Below are 20,044 nucleotides of genomic sequence, written 5' to 3'. Positions count from 1 at the left end.
TAATTTTACGTGAAGTACCCTTTGAACAAAGCAGACGCAACTTTAGTTAAGAGATAGATGAATTGCGAGATCGACCAGATGAACAAGAATTATTGCCCGAGCCTGACGGAATACAAGCGCCGTAAAACACGCGTTGTTAATATTGGGGGCGTTCCGATGGGTGGCGATTACCCGATCAGGGTACAGTCGATGACCACCGTGGACACGATGGATACTATAGGCTCTGTGGAGCAGTGTATCCGCATGATCGAGGCGGGTTGCGAATATATCCGGATTACGGCGCCAAGCATTAAGGAAGCTGAAAACCTGAAGCATATTAAGGAAGAACTGCGCAGGCGTGGCTATAGTGTACCCCTTGTTGCGGACATCCATTTTACCCCTAACGCCGCTGAAGTTGCTGCCCGTATAGTTGAGAAAGTGCGTGTGAACCCGGGTAACTATGCTGACAAGAAGAAGTTCGAGTTAATTGAATATAATGACGAAACCTATCAGGCGGAGCTAAACCGTATTCGTGACCGCTTTGTGCCGCTGGTACGCATCTGTAAAGAGCACGGAACTGCCATGCGCATTGGTACGAACCACGGCTCGCTTTCGGATAGAATTTTGAGCCGCTATGGCGATACACCGCTGGGCATGGTGGAAAGTGCGCTGGAGTTTATCCGGATCTGTGAAGCGGAAGGGTACTATGACCTGGTGATCTCAATGAAGGCATCGAACACGCAGGTAATGGTGCAGGCTTATCGATTGTTGGTGCAGAAACTTGATGAAGAAGAATTGCAGCCATACCCACTGCACTTGGGCGTAACCGAAGCCGGCGAAGCAGAAGATGGTCGCATTAAATCAGCTGTAGGTATTGGTACATTGCTGGAAGATGGCCTTGGCGATACTGTTCGAGTTTCGTTAACAGAGGCTCCTGAAGCAGAAGCACCGGTAGCGAAAGCGCTGATCGACCGCTATACAAACCGAGCAGAGCAAGCTGACCCGATAAAACCTATCTGTAATGTTCCGATTGATCCGTTCCAGTACCACCGCAGGGAAACGATAGAAACTGAAAACCTGGGCGGGCAGAACGTACCGCGTGTAATTGCAGACCTGAGCAGATTAACTGATGTACAGTACGCCGACCTGAAATGTGTGGGCCACTTGTACTCGATGCTGCTCGATAAGTTTAACATGAACGATCTGGGTGCTGATTACATTTACACCGGCGATAACCCGATCAACTTTATGTTGCCAAATGGACTGAAGGAGATCGTAAACTATAGTTCGTGGCTTAAGTCAGAGAGAAGCGAGCACAAGCATCCGCTGTTATCAGCAGAACAATACCTGGCCAATACAGCGCGCGACCATAAGCTCAATTTTATACTTGCAACTATAAGCGAGCTTACATCTCAGCTGCTGGATCAACTTAAAACAGATGGCACTGCCGTTCTGGTGTTGCAAACCTCTAATGCCCACGCCATGCCGGAACTGCGTAAATGTTTTTTCAGGCTAATGAACAATGGCGTACAGGTGCCGTGCATTATCAAGCGTGCTTACGGTGAGTTGACATCCGATGAGATCCAACTATACGCCTCTACAGATGTAGGTGGTTTGCTGATTGACGGCCTGGGTGATGGCGTTATGCTAAGCACTGAACTGTTACCAGAGCAAGAGAAATCCGAGTGGCTGCAAATGATAGATTCGCTGAATAAGCTTAGCTTTGGTATACTGCAGGCTGCACGTACGCGTATGAGTAAAACAGAGTACATCAGCTGCCCGAGTTGCGGCCGTACACTATTCGACCTGCAGGAAACTACTGCCATGATCCGCAAACGCACCGACCACCTGAAAGGAGTGAAGATTGGTATAATGGGTTGTATTGTGAACGGACCAGGCGAGATGGCCGATGCAGACTATGGATACGTTGGGGTTGGGAAAGATAAAATTGCCTTGTACCGCGGACAGACGGTCATCAAAAAGTCAGTGCCTGCCGATAGGGCAGTAGATGAACTGATCGAGCTGATACGGGAAGACAACCGCTGGACTGAGCCTGTTATACTGGAGGACTAAAACAACAAACTATAGCTAATTAGAAATTATAAAGGCTGGAAAGCAAACTATAGTTTCTGCTAATTGATCAATGCTAACTGTTAACTGAAAATATATGAAGGGATTATTTGATTTCACGGAAGTAGCCACCTACTTTTTTCGTAAAAAAGACCCGAACCGCAAAACCAACTTCAATATCCGGACGATGCACACCATCAATAAAATATCGATTCTGATGTTTCTGGCTGGTATAATTTACTTTATCATCACGCATATTTAATTTACTGTTCAGATAAATTTTTAAGGAGAACATACTTGTTCTCCTTTTTTATTACATTGTAACCCGCTTTACAAATTTAAAACCAGGCAAATGCACATAGAAGCTTTCAGGGAATACTGCCTAACCAAACAGGCCACCACCGAAGAACTGCCTTTTGATGAAGATACGCTGGTATTTAAAGTAGCCGGCAAGATGTACGCACTGTGCAGTATTTCTGAATTTGAGAACGGCATTGCCCTTAAATGTGATCCGGAAAAAGCAGTGGCTTTGCGTGAGCAATACCCGCAGGTAAAGCCGGGCTATCACATGAACAAGCAACACTGGAATACGGTACTTCCCGAAGCTGGTTTGCATGATGCTTTGCTGCAACAAATGATTGATGAATCGTATGCGCTTGTAGTTGCTAAACTGCCTTTAAAAGTCAGGCGGGAGCATAATCTATAGTACAGGGTAAAAACTATAACATAAGCTGTTGTACAACGTAAAGCGGCGTATCAGATAGAAACTAAAAACATTTTATTGCAGTTGGTAGGGGGAATGCGGTTGCTGGTCGTAAATTTTGGTACGTTCATCTGGTAGTTTGCTGTTTTTTAATTATCATTACATCACACCTTAGATCTATTTATGCATTTTGAAAATGAAGTTGGGGTTAAGATCCGTAACGAATGGCAGAAAGCAAGTCTTAACCTGTTATACACGTGTGGATTCCTTTTTAACGGCTACGAGAGCTTCTTCAAACGCTATGGCCTTACCACACAGCAATATAATGCGCTTCGGATTTTAAGGGACAACTACCCAAGTCCACTGTCTACTTCTGGTCTGCGCGACAAAATGCTCGATAAGATGTCGGATACATCCAGATTGGTAAGCCGTCTGAATGCCAAAGGGTTTGTTGATGTAAAGCAAAATCCGCACGACAAGCGCCTGGTTAATATTGTACTCTCTGAGAAAGGGCACCGGCTTATGGCTTCCATTGAGCCGGAACTTGATTTGCTTGATAGCCTGATGCATAGTCTGAGCGAGGAAGAAGCAAAACAATTGAGTGAACTACTTAATCGTGTCCGTGCCTCCATTAAAACGGCTTCTAAGCGGATTCGTGCGGCAACACCTGCAGAAACAAACTAAACTAACCTATACTATAGCAAAAGGGTGGTAGTGGAAACAGGCCCCCTTTTTTGTTGCTCAAAAGATAGTTGCCTGAAATGCAAAAGCCGCCAGGATGGGTTGCTGGCGGCTTTTAAAAAGTTAGTTGGTAAAATGGAGTTCTCTTATACTACCACGTTGATAATTTTGTTAGGTACTATAATAACTTTCTTTGGTGCTTTTCCATCAAAAAACTTCGTTACCTGCTCATCCGCTAGTACAGCTTTCTCCATGTCTTCGCGTGCAGCATCCAGCGCAAATGTCATCTTGGCACGGGTCTTACCGTTTACTGATACCGGGTACTCAAACGTGTTCTCTACCAGGTACTCTTCCTTAAACTCAGGGAAGGCTGCGTAACTGATACTTTCGCTGTGCCCCAGTTTTTTCCAGATCTCTTCGGTAATGTGTGGCGCGTAAGACGATAACAGAATCGTTAACGGCTCCAGAATGGCACGCTTGTTCGACTTCAGCTGGCTTAGCTCATTCACACAGATCATGAACGTAGGAACCGACGTGTTGAACGAGAAACGCTCGATGTCATCTTCTACTTTTTTGATCGTTTTGTGCAGCAGTTTGAGTTCTTCGGCGGTTGGTTGCTCATCGCTAACTATAAAATTACCGTCTTTGTCGTGGAAGAGCTTCCAGTATTTCTTCAGGAACTTGTGCACGCCGTCCATGCCGTTGGTATTCCATGGCTTGAACTGCTCCAGAGGCCCCAGGAACATCTCGTACATACGCAGCGTGTCGGCACCCATTCTCTCCACCAGGTCATCTGGGTTCACCACGTTGTACTTCGACTTCGACATTTTCTCGATCTCGACGCCTACATTATATTTGTTATCTTCCAGCACAAATTCTGCATCGGCATTCTCTGGTCTCCAGGCTTTGAAAGCTTCCAGGTCCAGCACATCGTTCTCTACAATGTTAACGTCTACGTGCAGCTGGGTTGTCTCATACTGATCTTTCAGGCCATAAGAAACATACTTGTTAGTTCCATTGATGCGATACACGAAATTTGATCGGCCCTGAATCATGCCCTGGTTGATGAGCTTCTTGAAAGGCTCTTCTTCTACCACTAAGCCCAGGTCGAACATAAATTTGTTCCAGAAGCGGGAGTAGAGCAGGTGACCGGTTGCGTGCTCTGAACCACCAATGTAAAGGTCTACATTGCGCCAGTAGTCGATCTTATTCTTAGCTGCAAACTCGCTGTTGTTTTGCGGGTCCATGTAGCGGTACCAGTACCAGCTGCTTCCCGCCCAACCCGGCATAGTGCTCAGCTCATACTCATACTGATTATCGTACTTCCAGTCCACGGCGCGGCCAAGTGGCGGTTCACCGGTTTCAGTTGGCAGGTAAGCATCAATTTTAGGTAACTCCAGTGGCAACTCTTCGTCTTTCAGTAAGTGCGGAATACAATCTTTAAAGTAAACCGGCACCGGCTCGCCCCAGTAACGCTGACGGCTGAACACAGCATCACGCATACGGTACTGCACGCGGCCTTTACCAACGCCCAGTTCTTCAGCTTTAGCAATACCAGCTTTTATGGCATCTTTCACATTTAATCCGTTCATGAAACCGGAGTTGATGATTTTACCTTCTTTAGCTGCATAGGCTTCTTCTGCTAAGTTACCACCAGCAACCACTTCTTTTATAGGCAAGTTAAAGTGCTTGGCAAATGCATAGTCACGCGAGTCGTGACCCGGAACGGCCATTACGGCACCCGTACCATAACCTGCCAGCACATAATCGGCAATCCAGATCGGCACGCGCTCTTCTGAAATCGGGTTAATAGCATAGGCACCGGTAAACACACCGCTTACGGTTTTAACGTCCGTCATACGTTCGCGCTCCGAACGGTTTTTGGCTACGTTTACATAGTCTTCAACTATAGCACGCTGCTCGTCTGTGGTGATCTGCGCAACCAGGTCATGCTCTGGTGCAAGCACTACAAACGAAGCCCCGAAAATGGTATCAATACGGGTTGTGAATACTTTAATATGACCGTGGCCTTCAATGGCAAAATCCAGCTCGGCACCAACTGATTTACCAATCCAGTTACGCTGCATTTCTTTTACCGGCTCCGGCCAGTCAATTTCTTCCAGGCCTTGCAGTAAGCGCTCGGCATAGGCTGTGATACGCATCATCCACTGGCGCATTTTCTTGCGCTCCACCGGGTAACCGCCACGCTCCGATACACCTCCAACAACTTCGTCGTTTGCCAGTACCGTTCCCAGCGCAGGACACCAGTTTACAACTGCTTCAGCAACGTAAGTCAGTCTGTATTTTAAAAGCATTTCGGCCTGCTGCTGATTATTCATGGCATTCCACTCTGCGGCAGTAAAAGCAGGAGTGTCTTCGTCACAGGCAGCGTTTATATTGGCGTTACCGTTGGCTTCAAACTCTGCTATCAGCTTATCAATCGTTTCAGCTTTGTTTGAGCTATAGTTGTAGTAGCTGTTGAACAGCTGCATAAAGATCCACTGCGTCCACTTATAGTAGCTCGGATCGGAGGTACGCACTTCGCGTTCCCAGTCAAAAGAAAAACCAATGTTTTTCAGCTGCTCTACGTAGCGCGCAATGTTCTGCTCGGTAGTAATAGCTGGGTGCTGACCAGTTTGTATCGCGTATTGCTCGGCTGGCAAACCAAATGAGTCGAAACCCATCGGATGCAGCACGTTAAATCCTTTCAGGCGCTTATAACGGCTCACTATATCAGAAGCAATGTAACCAAGCGGGTGACCAACGTGCAGGCCGGCGCCAGACGGATACGGGAACATATCCAGGGCGTAGTACTTTGGTTTATCGTTGCTTTCGTTGGCTTTAAACGTCTGGTTCTCTTCCCAGTAACGCTGCCATTTTTTCTCAATCTGATTGAAATTATACTCTGACATAGTTTATCGTGTATTCGCTTTAATCTTTCCTAAACCGCTAAGTTAATTGTTAATTGTCAATTGTTGGATTGTTAAATGGCTAAATTGTTGGATGGTTTACTAGTTAAATGTTTAAATGGCTGAAGGTTAAATGGCTATTTGGGCTCCAAACTATATTCAGCCATCAACAATTTAACAATTCAACAATCAATAGTAACTTTGCAGCTTTACTATTGAACTATAGAAATGGAAAAATACGATCTGCTGGATGTGCCGCACCTGATCTATGTAATGGACCCAATGTGTTCGTGGTGCTACGGTTTTGCGCCGGTATTTCATCGCATAAAACAGGAGCAGGAAGGCAAACTGAATTTTAAACTGGTGCTGGGCGGATTGCGGGCCAATACAGAGCCGATGGATGCCGAGAATATTGCCAAAACAAAACAGCACTGGCAGGACGTGGAGCAGGTAACCAACCAGCCTTTCAACTATAGTTTCTTCGACAGAACGGATTTTATCTATAACACCGAGCCTGCCTGTCGCGCGGTTATTACCGTGCGTTACCTGAAACCGGAAGCAGAGCTGGAGATGGCTGAGAAAGTACAGACCGCTTTTTATGCCGGTAACAATGATGTAACCAACCCAACTGTGCTGGCCGAAATAGCAAGTACGTTTGGAATTGAAGAGGATGCTTTTCTGGAGAAGTTCAGCTCAGAAGACATGCTTGCCAAAAGCCAGCAGGATTTTGTGATTGCGCGCCATTTGCAGGCAGTAGCTTTCCCAAGCGTATATATCCTGAATGGCCATGAAGTAAATTTGCTGAGCCGTGGCTACCGCACCTACGAAGCTATGAGCAAACTGATCGAGAACGCTCTAGAGCAGATCAATAAACAGTTTAAATAAACTATAGTTTACCGATTAAAGCTCCTATGCGTATGGCTACATAAGGTGAAGCAATATACCTTATGAAAGCACATCGTAACAGCACCGGCTTATGTCAGGTTACCGGGAAACATCTGCCCATGCAGCAACTGGTCACAGGCACAGGCATACGCAAAAACATTCTGGACCTTATCAAGGCAGATCATCCTGATTTTGATGAGAAGGGTTTGATTTCTGTGACTGTTCTAAACCAGTACCGCAATAAGTACTTAGAAAACATGCTCACGAAAGAGCTGGGCGAACTGTCGGAACTGGAAAAAGAGGTGATCCAGAGCATAAACGAACATGAAGTCCTGTCTTCTAACATCGAAACAGAGCTAACTGATAAACTGACATTAGGAGAGCGGGTATCAGATAAGATTGCTGCATTTGGCGGCAGCTGGACGTTTATTCTGATCTTCTTTTCTTTCCTTTTCCTTTGGATGGCTGTTAATGTATATTTTGTAGCCACCCGGCCATTCGATCCTTATCCTTTTATTCTCTTAAACCTGATACTTTCCTGCCTGGCAGCTATACAGGCGCCTATTATTATGATGAGCCAGAACCGGAAAGAGGCAAAAGACCGGCAGCGCTCGGAATATGATTACCAGGTAAACCTGAAAGCGGAACTGGAGATACGGTTGCTGCACGAAAAAATAGATCACCTGATCATCAACCAGAACCAGCGCCTGATAGAGATACAACAAATACAGGTAGACCTGCTGGAAGATATTATGGCCCGGTTTAAGCGCTGATGCTATAGTTGAGCTATAGTTGTTTTAAGCGGGTCGGTGCCATTCCAGCTGCCTTCGGTTCTGGTAACTATAAAGCGGGCAAACAACTCTTCGGAGTACCAGTTTTCAGATCGGGTTCTTTTGATCACTTCCTGGTGTTTGGGGTTGCGGTAAGCGTAATTCTTCATAGCCTCCGCCGATTCCCAGATGCTAAACGTAGCCTGACGAACTAACGGCAATTCTCCTAAGCCAATCGAGCAGATCAGGCCTGCGGCATCATCCAGCGCCTTACTTGACTGCGGCACAAACCGCCAGAAATTAGGCAGGGCCCGTAGGTTAATACTTGCCCGTGTTAGCACCGCTATAGGGCCGGAACAATTCTTTTCTGAAACTATAGGCGAAAAAGGTTCCTGTTTGTCCCATTGTCCGTGGCTTTGCATGGGTTGCATATAGCAGGTCCAGCTTTCAAAGGTGTGCTCTCTGTATTCCTGCATCAGACCAGAATTATTGAAAAAATCCTCAGCAGCAAATTCACTTTCCCAGGTACAAATGAGTCCGTATCGGTAAAAGTTTGGTTTTATACTGAAGCCTCTGCCGCGTCCGCTGCCCAATAACTTATAAAACAGCAAACCGGGTATTTTTGCCAGCTCAGAACCAGATGTACCCATTTGTGCCAGTCCCCAACGCATGTGGCCTTTTTTTATGCCAAACAAAGTGAGCGTGGTGAGTCGGGGAGAAGAAGCTATAGTTGGCTGCAAAGGAATATAGTTGTTTGTGCCTGGTGACTAAATGTAAGTAAGGTAATAAATGCGAAATGAAACGCAAAAAAACACCTGCCAAACGGGAGTAAGGCAGGTGTTGCTTTCAAGCTATAGGTATTCTTTTATACTTACAGGTTGATCTTTTTGTTTTCACCCGGGTCGGCACGCTCGCCGGTAATGGCAGCTTTTACCACACCATATAAATGTACCATGGCGCTGCTCGGTGAGTCCCAGTATTCGGCTTTGTCTATCGTCACTTTAATTAAACCGATGTTTGGATCTTCTTTTCCTTCTGGAAACCAGGCTTTCAGCGCCGGATTCCATAATTCGTCTATCTTAGCCTTGTCTCTGCTTACAACTGCTCTGCCCGACACCGAAACGTATAACTGATCGTCGGGCTTGGCATAGCTCAGGTTCACATGTGCGTCTTTCTGCAGTTCGTGTGTTTTTTCGGATTCGTATCCAGTAAAGAACCAGATCACGCCATCCTCTTTTATCTGCATGTTGCGCATCGGCCGGCTTCGCAGGCTGCCCTCATCATCGGCAGTGGTCATCATGGCCGTATCAATATTTTTGATCTTATCTATCAGTTTCTGTAAGTCGGTTTTCTGGTCGTTGCTCATAGTTTTATGTTTGTTGTAATTGTGTTTTGCTTACGCGCCTTAAATACAAAGGGTTTATAGCCTATAGTTTATACCTTTAGAACAAAGCGCAGTATAAGTTGTTTGAAGTACAATATTAATTTCTATTGATTTGAATTATCTCGCCCATTTATACTTGTCCGGTAACAACGAAGAACTGATGCTCGGTAACTTTATTGCAGATGCTGTTAAAGGGAAACAGGCTGCCAACTATAGTTCCGGTATTGCGCGCGGCATTTACCTGCACCGGTTTATCGACAGCTTCACCGACACGCACCCCATTGTTGCCGAAACCAAAGCCCGCCTCAGAGAAAAATATAAAAAATATGCCCCGGTTGTAGCAGACCTGTTTTACGACCATTTTCTGGCCACAAGTTTTGAGCAATATGCCAACGAAACGCTAGAAAGTTACACCGACCGGACCTATAGTTTGATAAACAGCTATCTGCCAGCCTTGCCGGCTAAAGTGCAGCACTTTTTCCCGTATATGAAGGAGCAGAACTGGTTGCTCGGTTATGCAGAAATTGAAGGGATCAGCCGTGCCTTAACTGGCCTTAGCAGACGCACCAGTTTCGAGTCGAACATGGAAACGGCAGGAGAGGAGCTCGCCTTAAACTATAGTTTGTACCAGCAGGATTTCGAAGCCTTTTTCCCGGAGTTAGTAATTTATGTAGAAGGGGTGAAAACCGAGTTATTGAAGCGTTAAAGCTTTAGTACTATAGTTGCTGCAGGTCGAACCAACACTAACCACTCAGCGCTACTTTTGAACTCCCGTTCTCTGTAGTCGAAAGAGGGAAGTTTTCTGATAGTGCTCTAGTTTGAGCTGTAGTTCTATAGTTGCCAATCAACCCACCCCTGCCCCTCCCGAGAGGGGAATTTTGCTGTTGCTATAGTTCTATAGTCACAATCCACGAACAGGCAGGCGCCGCCTGCCCCACGAAACTACTACCACGGAAAAGCGATGCAACTACAGCTGTTCATTAAACTATAGATTAGCTATTGATTGATTTCAGTCTTTGGGTTGAGCGCCTTGTAGATTTCTGGTGCCGCAAGGCATTGCGACGTAGGAGCAAAAGGAATGTACACCGCGCGATGCCCAAAGACGAGGCCTCGCGGCCGTGAGCGCACCAAAGCAACTATAAAACGATAGGCTGGTAGAGCTCCCAGGATAAAAAGAAACTATAGTACGAACTGCTTGTGTCCAATGCCAATTATAGCCTACTATAGAATAATAGCTTCAACTATAGTTTGAAATAGATTCCTCACTGTATTCGAAATGAAAATAATGTAATGGACACATAAGATCCTTCACAACTATACTGGCTCTCTTCGACTCTCGTCTCAAGAATACTCAGGATGACAAATCGAAGAAATATAAACAAAAAAGCAGCATAAGAATTACCTATGCTGCTTTAGGAACGAATGTTCAGATACTATTAATGATGGTGATGGCCGCCCGGACCATGCACGTGACCATGATCTAACTCTTCTTTCGTAGCCTCACGTACCTGCGAAACTTTTCCTTTAAAGTATAGCTCCTTACCAGAAAGCGGGTGGTTAAAATCCATTGTTACGGCAGAGTCAGACACTTTAGCTACACGGCCTTGTAACTGATTACCTTCACTATCGGTCATGGGTATAAAGTTGCCTACTTCCAACATGTTATCCGGAACAGCACCTTCTACTTCAAACACATTCTTAGGCAGTTCCACAACAGCGTTTTCGTCAAATTCGCCGTAGCCTTCTTCAGCATCCAGCTTAAACTCGAAGTTGTCGCCTTCGCTCAGGCCGTTCAGGTTATCTTCAAACTGATCTGGCAAACCACTCATGCCGAAGATAAAGGCCATTGGCTGCTCTTCATTGGCAACTTCTACCAGGCTCTGCTCACCATTTTCGTTCTGTATTCTCAGTTCATAGGTGAGTGTTACCACCTTATTTTTTTCTATTTTCATATGTTTATGTGTTTGGTGCCGACAAGGTAAGTATTTATACTTGCAATTGTAGCGTTCGGTTCAATTTATCGGTTATGGCAGGCACTAAGTAAGCTCCCAGGCGCTACGGTAGGCATTTATGCGCTCGGTGTACTTCAGGAAAGCTTCGTAAAACGGATGATGCGAAAGCGTGGCGCTGTCGCCAACTATAACCAGTTTCTTTTTAGCACGGGTCATGCCTACGTTCATGCGCCTGATATCACTCAGGAAACCGATCTCACCGATTTCGTTGCTGCGCACCATGCTGATATAGATAATGTCGCGTTCCTGCCCTTGGAAACTGTCTACCGTACCAATTGATAGCTCACGTTTCTGGTATAGTTCGTGCAGTTGCGGCATGTGCTCGACGCGGTCCTGCAGGTAATTGATCTGAGCACGATACGGCGCAATTACACCAATCTTAAGCGGGGCCACTTCTTCGTCCTGCTCGTAATCTTTCAGCAGCAATTGCAGGTGGTTCAGTAACAGATCTGCCTCTTCGGGGTTCGCTGAGCTTTGTGCTTCCGGATTTACCACTTCGTTGTAGCCACAGCCGGCAGTGTCAACAAATTCAACGGCCATGCCGGGTTTAAAAAAGGTATCGTAGCCATGCAGGTCGCTGCTGTGTACGCTTTCGTGCGCCATTAGCTCGCCATTGTAAAATTGCTCGTTCGAGAACTGCATGATGTGGTGGTGCATACGGTACTGCGTTTTCAGCATCACCGAAACATTAGCCTGACGCTCGATACATTTCTCGAATAAAGTCTTGCCCAACCCTTTCTGCTCGGCCAGGTAAGACTTTACAGTTGGCGGCAACTGGCAATGGTCGCCGGCTAATACAACCTTGTTGGCGCGAGAAATAGGAACCCAGCATGCCGGCTCCAATGCCTGGGCAGCTTCGTCTATAAAAACAGTGTCATAAGTCAGGTGGCGGATAGCCTTATTGGCAGCTCCTACCAGCGTACAGGTAATTACCTGCACATTCTCCAGCAAGTCTTCGGTGATGTAATGTTCAATGTTATCGGCTTCATCCAGCAGGCGGTTGCTTTCCGCTTTGTATAGTTGGCGCTGCAAGCGCTCCTCGTGTCCGAACTTGCGTTTATACTGGAAGGCCATACGCTTATACTCCTCAGCCGTTTTACGCACGGTTTTCAGATCCTTATAAGCCTTATGATCCATAATTTGTGCATCCAGGGTGTGCTCCAGCAGCACATCCGACACGCGCGACGGATTACCTATCCGGATCACATTAACGCCTTCATTGGCCAGCTTTTCAGTCAGTAAATCTACAGCCGTGTTGGATGGCGCAGTAACCAGCAGGCGCTTCTGCGTTTTAAGCGTATGCAGAATGGCCTGCACCAGCGTAGTAGTTTTACCGGTGCCCGGAGGACCATGTATAATCGCTACATCTTTGGCCTGCGCTATTTTGCGTACTGCTTCGTTCTGCGAGTCGTTAAGGGAAGGTATCTCATCGAATTTTACGTCTGTAAACGTGGGTTCTTTTATGCCTAACAGAATGTCGCGCAGCTCAGCCAGTCGGGATTTATGCGCTTCGATCACCTTTTTCATGGCGATCTCCATCTCGCGGTAGCTCATTTCGTCAAAGGTCAGGTCGATGCCCAGTTTACCCTCATCTACCCAATCCGGCAGGTCTTCTTTGTTAGTGGCCAGCAGAATTTTGTTGCGTCGAAGGCCAACTATAACCCCGTTCAGGCTCTGACGTTCGCCGCTGTTGCTGAACAAGGCTGCCGCTTTACCCGTCTGGAAAAGGTGCAGCTCGTCGCGGCCCGAAGTACGTTCCAGTTCAATAACAACTTTATTTCCAAACCCGATCTCTTCTTTTGAAATGACCACCGGGTACCAGCAGAAACCCATTTCCTTTCGCTCCTGTATAGTACTCTTCAGTGCCTTAATCTTGTATTGCTGGCGGTCTTCTTCCTGCTCTATTTTTAGCAGGTGCTGTACCTGCAGTAATTCTTCAAAAATATCTCTCATCTACATCAAAAATAAGGGCTGGAATTACACGCCAGCCCTTGCATTATTTAGCTCTTCTATATACGTGCACTTGCCATAGGGCAAGGAAAGTATAACATAAAATTTATAGCTTTTAATTCCGTTTTTATACCTGATTTGCTGTTTTTCGGCGCGGCGCTTTTGCTTTAGCCTTTGCTTTGGTATTGTTTAACCGAACCTGCAGAATAATGGCATAAAGCAGCAGGATAGTAGAAACTACGGCCAGTACTGTAATCACTTTATCCTTTCCATAACGCTTTGTTTCGGCTTCCTGTAACTGCACCTGATGTTCGGCTATAGTTCGTTCACGCTTCTTGATCTGCCGCTCCAGAGCCGTTATCTGGTCTTGTAAACCTTTGATGCGGGCATTAATCTGGCGCTGATCTACTACGGTTTGCTTGCCTGCGCGTTGTGTCTGGGCGGTAGTAACTGCAATCTTCTTTATACTGGCTTCTTTTACGGCTCCTATCAGCTCAGAATCTTTTTTGATGATTTCCTTTAATGTATCGATGATACTGAGCAGGTCTTTTTTGGATTTATTGCCCCAGAAGTTGCTGTTCTGCTGGTTTAGGAACTGGTATTCGAGTACCAGCTGCTCGCGCTCACTCATGAGGCGCGAAATCTTATCTTCCTGTGCTTTTGTTTTATCCTGATCAGTAGGTTGCTGCGCCCGCACGTTAACAAAAATGGTACATAGCAGAACCACCAGCGTTATCAATCTTTTCTTCATCATAAGTTTACTTGCCATGCTACTAACACGCAAATAAATAAATGATATTGGATAAAGCCCGAAATATTTTTGCTATTTGAGACAGGAGCTTGCAAAAGGTTGCTGATAGTGATGAACATCATTTTGTAATTTGCGGAGCTCTATTAATTTTGCTGATATAAAAAGAAGAAACATCTGTCACAGCCTATGAAAAAGATAGTACTTGTTTTAGCGATTGCCGGCTTTATAGGTGCCGGTACTACTACTGCTGTTGCCTGCGAGGGCGGCAAGTGTAAAATGGAACATGCTGATAAAGCAAAGAAAGGCAAGAAAGGTAAAAAGTCCGCAGAAAGCTGCCAGATGGCTACTGCTGCAACCGACAACAAGGAAGCAAAGCCTGCCTGCTGCATGAAGAAAGATGCCTCAAAAGCCGAAATCAGCAAAGAGACCAAATCAAAAGATTAAGAAACTATAACTTTTAGCCAACCCGGAAAGCCTTTTGCCTGTAAGCAGAAGGTTTTTTGTTTTATCAGCCTTTGATACCCTCAATTTAACACTTAACTTTCAACTCCTAACTCTGAACTATAGCCTATACAATGAAGCAGTATTTAGACCTGATGCAGCACATCTTAGATAATGGTGTGAAGAAAGAAGACAGAACCGGAACAGGTACACTGAGCGTGTTCGGCTACCAAATGCGCTTTAACCTGGCCGATGGATTTCCGCTGGTTACCACTAAGAAAGTACACCTTAAGTCTATCATACACGAGTTGCTCTGGTTTCTGAAAGGCGAGACCAATATTGCTTATTTGAAAGAGAATGGCGTGAGCATCTGGGATGAATGGGCTGATGAAAATGGCAACCTCGGTCCGGTGTACGGCTCGCAATGGCGCAGTTGGCCAACCCCAGACGGCCGCCACATCGACCAGATCACGCAGGTAGTAAATCAGCTGAAGAATAACCCTGACTCCAGAAGAATTATAGTGAGCGCCTGGAATGTAGCTGAGATCGAAAACATGAAGCTGCCGCCTTGCCACGCGTTTTATCAGTTTTATGTAGCCGAAGGCAAACTGAGTTGCCAGCTTTACCAGCGCTCTGCCGATGTTTTCTTGGGTGTGCCGTTCAATATTGCATCGTATGCGTTACTGGTGCTGATGATGGCGCAGGTAACAGGCCTGGAGCCCGGCGAATTTATCTGGACAGGCGGCGACACGCATCTTTACACCAACCACCTGGAGCAGGCACAACTACAGCTTACCCGCGAACCACGCCAGCTGCCAACTATGGTCATCAACCCGGATGTAAAAGATATCTTCGACTTTAAATTTGAAGACTTTGAGTTGGTAAACTATAACCCGCACCCGGGTATTAAAGCGCCGGTTGCGGTGTAGGTAGTCTGGCTTTAAAAACTATAGTTATAGTGCAGATAAGCAGGAGTAGGTACTTCTGATATTCAATTTGGTATAGCATATTAATATCAATCAAGGATGAGATATGTAATTTCACTTAGCTTTTTATTGCTCTATAGCTGCTCAAGTTCTAATGATCCAAATGAAGTTCAAGCACCTAATGTAGTTGCGGAAGCCAACATAGATATGTTTGCACATATTGATTCAAGCTTTTGGGATTTTGCTGTCAATTTTGGTTTTAATAAAGATTTGCAGAAACAAAGAATAAAGTTTCCATTAGAGTATGAGGAATTTGGAGTATCATCTCTAATAGATTCCAGTAGGTGGAAACATGAAAGACTCTTTGTTGATTTAGAGGCTATAACTGAAATTTCTAATGGATTGAGGGAAAATAAAAGAACTACAGAAAAAGTCTTTACGTGGATAGATACCAAGACATCAGTAAGTAAAAATTATTACTTTAAGAAACGGAGAGGAAAGTGGTATTTAGATAAAATTTCTTCAGTACAAGAAAACGCATTGGATAATGAAGAAGATTTTAACTCCTTTCTGAGAGAATTTTGTAAAGATTCTGTATTCCAAAAGCAGAGAATCAAGTTTCCTCTCGATATGACTACTTTAGATAATGATTATAACGATAAGAGAGAGTTTATAAAATCTGATCAGTGGAGATATACTAGCTTTTATTATGGGTGTGATAGTATTTCTACCACATTTGATGATTTCAACCGTTCTTTCAAAAATACGAATATCAGAGTTTTAATAATTCATGGTATTGAAAATGGGATCAATGCTCAATTTACATTTGAGAAAGATTCTGGCAAGTGGGTAATGACGAAGTTTGAAGATCATTCAACCTAAAAGGAAAAATAACAAGCTATAGCCCTGCGCTGCCTAAACCATCGCTTCGCTTTGAGCTTAGGAAATACAACCACGTTACAGTTTCAATCATAGAAACTCATGAAGAACTTTATTCTCAATAATTATCAATGCTATCTCCCAAACATTACACCTCAATTCTAGTTTAAATGCTTGAACTATACCTACTAAAACTATGAGAATAAGATCATTTTTAACACTGCTGCTTCTGCTGCCATTTATGAACTTAAATGCCCAGAACAAACAGTCTGCTAAGCATGCTACCGACATGATCAAAACTGATCAGGGGCAGCTGAAGATACAACCTATTACTCACGGATCGCTGGTGCTGAGCTGGAACGGGAAAAACATTTACGTAGACCCATATGGCGGTGCTGAAGGCTATAAAACCATGCCCAAAGCCGACCTGGTTTTAATTACCGACATACACGGTGACCACTTGGATGTAAAAACGCTGGATGCGTTAGATTTGAAAGGCGCTAAATTTGTGGTACCGCAAGCAGTTGCTGATCAGTTGCCAGAGAAATACAAAGCACAGGCAATCGTTATCGGCAACGGCGAGACTACTAACCAGGCAGGTGTTGCGATCGAGGCCATCCCAATGTACAACTTACCTGAAACGGCAGATTCACGGCACCCTAAAGGCAGGGGAAATGGCTATGTTTTAACCATGGGTGGTAAGCGTATTTACCTTTCCGGCGATACGGAAGACATACCGGAGATGCGTGCCTTAAAAAATATTGATGTTGCTTTTGTGTGCATGAACCTGCCTTACACAATGGACATCAACCAGGCTGCCAGTGCAGTTTTGGAGTTCAAGCCAAAGGTAGTATACCCGTACCATTTCCGCGGAACAGAGGGATTAGCAGATGTGGAAGCCTTCAAGAAAATGGTAAACGAGAAGGATAAAAATATTGAAGTAAGGCTTAGAAACTGGTACCCAAATCAGCAGCAGAAGAAATAATTACAAACTATGGTTTAAGAAGGGCTCAGGTACTAAACCTGAGCTTTTTTATTACCCTAAAACTGAAGTGCCTCACGCAGTTGCTGTATAAAGTCTTCATCTATCCTTACAGAGGTACCATTTATAGTTGCTATACTTCGGATGCCTGTTACATTACAACTAAAAATAGCATCTGCTTTTAGTAAACTGGCCACATCAAAATACACTTCTTTCGTTTTAATACCTGTTTGTTTTGCCCACCGTAATACATTCTGCCCTACAATGCCCTGCACACAGCCTGTATCTAAAGCGGGCGTGAAAAGCACATTATTCTTCAGCCAGAAAATATTGGAGGATATAAGTTCCGAGACCTGCTGTTGGCGGTTTAGCAAAATCATATCGTCAAAGCCTTTTTCCTTTTTCTCGATTCCAGCCATTACATATAGTAATGCATTAGGACCTTTAAAAAAGGAGAAGGGGCTATAGTTGGTGGTTATAGTTTCGCAGGTGCCGATGTGCAGGGGAGTTGTAGTAGCCTGAGTGGCCGGAACTATAGTTGCCAGCCAGTCAGCCTGATCTGTTTCGGGCGTGTAAAGTCCGCCGCCGCCTCGCCAAAGTTTAAGCTTAAGCCGGCCATAGTTTGCTGCATTATTTTGCTTAGCCAATTCAAGCAATTGCGTTTCTAGCTCACCTGAAACAATAGTTTGGGGCAACGCCAATTTCAGAGCCTTTGCAGCAGCCTGCATGCGAGCCACATGGTCATTCCAGAAACGCAGCTTTTCATCCGCAACTATAGCCGTCTCAAAAAAGCCATCATTAAACTGAAAAGCCCGGTTGGTTAGTGTCAAACGTAATTCGGCTTCGGGAATAAGCTGGCTGTTGTAGAGCAGCATTCGGTTTAGTTAAGAGTTAAGAGTTTAAAGTTAAGCGTTTTTGATTGTTGGTTGTTAATTGATGAACGTTGAAAAACCGCATAAACCACTCTTTTAGACTTCCGAGTCCGGAAGCCATCTGCATGGGTCATCCTTTTCCCCGTTACTGGTTTACGCAGGCAAGGATGTCCGAAACAGCAATATCAAATTAACAACGATTAACTAATCACCTGATCAAGCCAAACCGTTTACCCGGCATTGCTTTCACCATTCCTTTAAACTCCAGCGTTAACAGTACCGAGGCCAGCATGCTTACCGGAATCTGGGTCTTCCAGCTGATGTTGTCCATGTGCTCGTCCTGGGCCTGGATGAGTAGGTTTAGCACTTTTAATTCGTCAGGTGTAAAGTCTTCCGGTGAGAAAACCTGGTTTTTAAATTTTCTTGCCCTGATTTCATCTTCCAGGTCCCAGTTCAACAGTTCTACCAGATCCTGCACTGAAGTATAAATAGCTGCTTTATGGTTTTTAATAAGATGATTCGGTCCTTCAGAAACCGGGGAAGTTACATTGCCGGGTACAGCCATCACTTCTTTATCGTAGCCATGTGCCAGGTCAGCAGTGATGAGTGTTCCGCTTTTAATTGTTGCCTCTACAACTATAGTACAGTCGCTCATGCCGGCAATAATACGGTTACGTGCCGGGAAACGCGGTGCATCGGGTTTAGTGCCGAAGATATTCTCTGTCAGTAAGCCACCTTGAGTTAGCATGCGCTCAGCGTATTTGCGGTGCACAGCCGGATAAACAATATCAGGTCCGCTAGCCATAACGCCAATAGTTGGCAAACCTGCCTGTAGTGCTGCTCTATGCGAAACGATATCTACGCCATACGCCAGCCCGCTAACTATAAGCACATTGTAAGGAGCCAAATCAGCAACAATCTTTTCCGTTACAGCCTGCCCATAGTTGCTGACTTGCCGGGTACCAACTATAGAAATAATACGTCGCTGGTTCAGATTACCGTTTCCGCGGAAGTATAAAAGGGTAGGAGCGTCGGCGATCTGTTTCAGCCGGTCGGGGTATTTTGGCGAAGTATAGAACAACAACTGTACGTCGTATTCTTCTGCTTTTTTTAGCAGTTCTTCGGCCTGCAGTAAAGCTTGTTTTGTACCTTGAGTAATGTTTTTATAAGCAGTCGGACCAATCCCCGGAATCTTCTGCAGCTTGCCTGGCGGCGCATGAAATACCGCATGCGGAGAGCCACAGTAACTTACCAGCTGGCGCGTTAGCTGCGGCCCGATACCGGGAATCTGGGTTATAGCAACTTCGTAGAGGTTCTGGTTATCTCCCATAGTTAGAGAGATTACGAAGCAACTACGCTTTGGTGTTCAATTGATTTTTGATGCCCACCAAAAACTCACGCACTTTTTCCAGCGAGTCGATGATCTCCATCTTGTCCTTGGTCTGCACAGGCTTGTTTTTTAGTACATCTTTAGCACCCTGTATGGTATAGCCGCGCTCTTTAACCAAATGGTACACCGTGCGCAGCGTTTCAATGTCTTTCTGGGCAAACTGGCGGTTCCCTTTCTTGTTTTTCTTAGGGCGCAACTGCTCAAATTCGGTCTCCCAGAAGCGAATGAGCGACGGAGCAACATCGAACATAGCAGCTACCTCACCAATGGTGTAATACTGCTTCTCTATTTCTTTTTCTTTATAAGGCATAAGGCTAGGGCTAAACTATAGTTTGTGCACAGTTAATTTTACTTCGGATGTTACCGTTTACAGCTAAAATATGCTACTTTTGCTTGTAATTGGCTAACCAGAACGCGAAAATCAGTCGTGCTTCTGAAAGGCAAAAATTCTATATTTTTT

At 45.1% G+C, this 20,044-nt stretch carries 20 protein-coding genes; 11 read left to right on the top strand and 9 right to left on the bottom strand.

The features are described 5' to 3' along the window. Positions 1-78 precede the first annotated feature (78 nt). From ispG to GXP69_RS14150, 4 genes are all read left to right on the top strand, one after another. Positions 79-2,052: a (E)-4-hydroxy-3-methylbut-2-enyl-diphosphate synthase gene (gene ispG, locus GXP69_RS14160; RefSeq protein ID WP_163915929.1), complete on the top strand. Its 1,974-nt coding sequence runs from the start codon at positions 79-81 to the stop codon at positions 2,050-2,052. Positions 2,053-2,146: 94 nt separating this feature from the next. Beyond that, positions 2,147-2,311 (top strand): DUF6728 family protein, encoded by a 165-nt coding sequence (locus GXP69_RS18980; protein ID WP_204282041.1) that lies wholly within the window; start codon positions 2,147-2,149, stop codon positions 2,309-2,311. 90 nt (positions 2,312-2,401) lie between these two features. After that, positions 2,402-2,755: an MmcQ/YjbR family DNA-binding protein gene (locus tag GXP69_RS14155; RefSeq protein WP_163915734.1), complete on the top strand. Its 354-nt coding sequence runs from the start codon at positions 2,402-2,404 to the stop codon at positions 2,753-2,755. 180 nt (positions 2,756-2,935) lie between these two features. Continuing rightward, positions 2,936-3,436, top strand: a complete 501-nt coding sequence (locus GXP69_RS14150) for a MarR family winged helix-turn-helix transcriptional regulator (protein WP_163915733.1) — start codon at positions 2,936-2,938, stop codon at positions 3,434-3,436. Positions 3,437-3,579: 143 nt separating this feature from the next. Here GXP69_RS14150 and leuS read toward each other — a convergent pair whose 3' ends face one another. Beyond that, positions 3,580-6,345: a leucine--tRNA ligase gene (gene leuS, locus GXP69_RS14145; RefSeq protein ID WP_163915732.1), complete on the bottom strand. Its 2,766-nt coding sequence runs from the start codon at positions 6,343-6,345 to the stop codon at positions 3,580-3,582. Positions 6,346-6,570: 225 nt separating this feature from the next. Here leuS and GXP69_RS14140 point away from each other — a divergent pair, with 225 nt between their 5' ends. Next, the gene (locus GXP69_RS14140; RefSeq protein ID WP_163915731.1) at positions 6,571-7,227 is read left to right on the top strand and encodes a DsbA family protein; all 657 of its coding nucleotides are present in this window, start codon (positions 6,571-6,573) and stop codon (positions 7,225-7,227) included. A 62-nt stretch (positions 7,228-7,289) separates the two neighbouring features. Then, positions 7,290-8,000, top strand: coding sequence for a DUF1003 domain-containing protein (locus tag GXP69_RS14135; RefSeq protein ID WP_163915730.1), 711 nt, complete (start codon positions 7,290-7,292; stop codon positions 7,998-8,000). A gap of 2 nt (positions 8,001-8,002) precedes the next feature. On the opposite strand, the gene GXP69_RS14130 is transcribed toward GXP69_RS14135, so the two are convergent. After that, positions 8,003-8,737, bottom strand: a complete 735-nt coding sequence (locus GXP69_RS14130) for a spheroidene monooxygenase (RefSeq protein ID WP_163915729.1) — start codon at positions 8,735-8,737, stop codon at positions 8,003-8,005. A gap of 131 nt (positions 8,738-8,868) precedes the next feature. After that, positions 8,869-9,363, bottom strand: a complete 495-nt coding sequence (locus GXP69_RS14125) for a pyridoxamine 5'-phosphate oxidase family protein (RefSeq protein ID WP_163915728.1) — start codon at positions 9,361-9,363, stop codon at positions 8,869-8,871. Between the two features lie 130 nt (positions 9,364-9,493). On the opposite strand from GXP69_RS14125, the gene GXP69_RS14120 reads away from it, so the two are divergent. Further along, positions 9,494-10,087 carry an acyl carrier protein phosphodiesterase gene (locus tag GXP69_RS14120; protein ID WP_163915727.1) on the top strand — a complete coding sequence of 198 codons (594 nt, stop codon included), beginning with the start codon at positions 9,494-9,496 and terminating at the stop codon, positions 10,085-10,087. A 730-nt stretch (positions 10,088-10,817) separates the two neighbouring features. Here the strand turns inward: GXP69_RS14120 and GXP69_RS14115 are convergent. From GXP69_RS14115 to GXP69_RS14105, 3 genes are all read right to left on the bottom strand, one after another. After that, positions 10,818-11,333: an FKBP-type peptidyl-prolyl cis-trans isomerase gene (locus GXP69_RS14115; protein ID WP_163915726.1), complete on the bottom strand. Its 516-nt coding sequence runs from the start codon at positions 11,331-11,333 to the stop codon at positions 10,818-10,820. An 84-nt stretch (positions 11,334-11,417) separates the two neighbouring features. Next, positions 11,418-13,346 carry an AAA domain-containing protein gene (locus tag GXP69_RS14110; protein ID WP_163915725.1) on the bottom strand — a complete coding sequence of 643 codons (1,929 nt, stop codon included), beginning with the start codon at positions 13,344-13,346 and terminating at the stop codon, positions 11,418-11,420. 124 nt (positions 13,347-13,470) lie between these two features. Further along, the gene (locus GXP69_RS14105; protein ID WP_235925734.1) at positions 13,471-14,097 is read right to left on the bottom strand and encodes a hypothetical protein; all 627 of its coding nucleotides are present in this window, start codon (positions 14,095-14,097) and stop codon (positions 13,471-13,473) included. Between the two features lie 183 nt (positions 14,098-14,280). Between GXP69_RS14105 and GXP69_RS14100 the strand changes: the two genes are divergently transcribed. From GXP69_RS14100 to GXP69_RS14085, 4 genes are all read left to right on the top strand, one after another. After that, complete coding sequence (locus tag GXP69_RS14100) at positions 14,281-14,538, top strand: hypothetical protein (RefSeq protein ID WP_163915723.1); 258 nt, start codon at positions 14,281-14,283, stop codon at positions 14,536-14,538. A 131-nt stretch (positions 14,539-14,669) separates the two neighbouring features. After that, positions 14,670-15,464, top strand: a complete 795-nt coding sequence (locus GXP69_RS14095; protein ID WP_163915722.1) for a thymidylate synthase — start codon at positions 14,670-14,672, stop codon at positions 15,462-15,464. Between the two features lie 96 nt (positions 15,465-15,560). Further along, positions 15,561-16,343, top strand: a complete 783-nt coding sequence (locus tag GXP69_RS14090; protein WP_163915721.1) for a DUF4348 domain-containing protein — start codon at positions 15,561-15,563, stop codon at positions 16,341-16,343. 193 nt (positions 16,344-16,536) lie between these two features. Beyond that, positions 16,537-17,325, top strand: coding sequence for an MBL fold metallo-hydrolase (locus GXP69_RS14085; RefSeq protein ID WP_163915720.1), 789 nt, complete (start codon positions 16,537-16,539; stop codon positions 17,323-17,325). Positions 17,326-17,381: 56 nt separating this feature from the next. Here the strand turns inward: GXP69_RS14085 and GXP69_RS14080 are convergent, their stop codons facing one another. From GXP69_RS14080 to GXP69_RS14070, 3 genes are all read right to left on the bottom strand, one after another. After that, a complete protein-coding gene (locus tag GXP69_RS14080) occupies positions 17,382-18,197 on the bottom strand; it encodes an aminotransferase class IV (RefSeq protein ID WP_163915719.1) in 816 nt (271 codons plus the stop codon). A gap of 205 nt (positions 18,198-18,402) precedes the next feature. After that, positions 18,403-19,524 (bottom strand): DNA-processing protein DprA, encoded by a 1,122-nt coding sequence (dprA, locus tag GXP69_RS14075; protein ID WP_163915718.1) that lies wholly within the window; start codon positions 19,522-19,524, stop codon positions 18,403-18,405. Between the two features lie 22 nt (positions 19,525-19,546). Beyond that, on the bottom strand, positions 19,547-19,894 hold the full coding sequence (locus GXP69_RS14070; RefSeq protein WP_163915717.1) for a MerR family transcriptional regulator: 348 nt from the start codon (positions 19,892-19,894) through the stop codon (positions 19,547-19,549). Between the last annotated feature and the right edge of the window lie 150 nt (positions 19,895-20,044).

The organism is Pontibacter burrus (assembly GCF_010686685.1).
Classification (GTDB): domain Bacteria; phylum Bacteroidota; class Bacteroidia; order Cytophagales; family Hymenobacteraceae; genus Pontibacter; species Pontibacter burrus.
The sequence above is the reverse complement of the archived record's forward strand: the minus strand, read 5'-3'. Positions and strand labels throughout refer to the sequence as shown.

What these genes read in the sequence shown, in the direction of transcription:
- ispG (WP_163915929.1), top strand. Translation starts at nt 79, where the DNA reads ATGAACAAGAATTATTGCCCGAGCCTGACGGAATACAAGCGCCGTAAA.
- GXP69_RS14080 (WP_163915719.1), bottom strand. Translation starts at nt 18,197, where the DNA reads ATGCTGCTCTACAACAGCCAGCTTATTCCCGAAGCCGAATTACGTTTG.
- GXP69_RS14070 (WP_163915717.1), bottom strand. Translation starts at nt 19,894, where the DNA reads ATGCCTTATAAAGAAAAAGAAATAGAGAAGCAGTATTACACCATTGGT.
- GXP69_RS14095 (WP_163915722.1), top strand. Translation starts at nt 14,670, where the DNA reads ATGAAGCAGTATTTAGACCTGATGCAGCACATCTTAGATAATGGTGTG.
- GXP69_RS14115 (WP_163915726.1), bottom strand. Translation starts at nt 11,333, where the DNA reads ATGAAAATAGAAAAAAATAAGGTGGTAACACTCACCTATGAACTGAGA.
- GXP69_RS14155 (WP_163915734.1), top strand. Translation starts at nt 2,402, where the DNA reads ATGCACATAGAAGCTTTCAGGGAATACTGCCTAACCAAACAGGCCACC.
- GXP69_RS14100 (WP_163915723.1), top strand. Translation starts at nt 14,281, where the DNA reads ATGAAAAAGATAGTACTTGTTTTAGCGATTGCCGGCTTTATAGGTGCC.
- GXP69_RS14125 (WP_163915728.1), bottom strand. Translation starts at nt 9,363, where the DNA reads ATGAGCAACGACCAGAAAACCGACTTACAGAAACTGATAGATAAGATC.
- GXP69_RS14090 (WP_163915721.1), top strand. Translation starts at nt 15,561, where the DNA reads ATGAGATATGTAATTTCACTTAGCTTTTTATTGCTCTATAGCTGCTCA.
- dprA (WP_163915718.1), bottom strand. Translation starts at nt 19,524, where the DNA reads ATGGGAGATAACCAGAACCTCTACGAAGTTGCTATAACCCAGATTCCC.
- GXP69_RS14110 (WP_163915725.1), bottom strand. Translation starts at nt 13,346, where the DNA reads ATGAGAGATATTTTTGAAGAATTACTGCAGGTACAGCACCTGCTAAAA.
- leuS (WP_163915732.1), bottom strand. Translation starts at nt 6,345, where the DNA reads ATGTCAGAGTATAATTTCAATCAGATTGAGAAAAAATGGCAGCGTTAC.
- GXP69_RS14105 (WP_235925734.1), bottom strand. Translation starts at nt 14,097, where the DNA reads ATGATGAAGAAAAGATTGATAACGCTGGTGGTTCTGCTATGTACCATT.
- GXP69_RS14140 (WP_163915731.1), top strand. Translation starts at nt 6,571, where the DNA reads ATGGAAAAATACGATCTGCTGGATGTGCCGCACCTGATCTATGTAATG.
- GXP69_RS18980 (WP_204282041.1), top strand. Translation starts at nt 2,147, where the DNA reads ATGAAGGGATTATTTGATTTCACGGAAGTAGCCACCTACTTTTTTCGT.
- GXP69_RS14150 (WP_163915733.1), top strand. Translation starts at nt 2,936, where the DNA reads ATGCATTTTGAAAATGAAGTTGGGGTTAAGATCCGTAACGAATGGCAG.
- GXP69_RS14085 (WP_163915720.1), top strand. Translation starts at nt 16,537, where the DNA reads ATGAGAATAAGATCATTTTTAACACTGCTGCTTCTGCTGCCATTTATG.
- GXP69_RS14135 (WP_163915730.1), top strand. Translation starts at nt 7,290, where the DNA reads ATGAAAGCACATCGTAACAGCACCGGCTTATGTCAGGTTACCGGGAAA.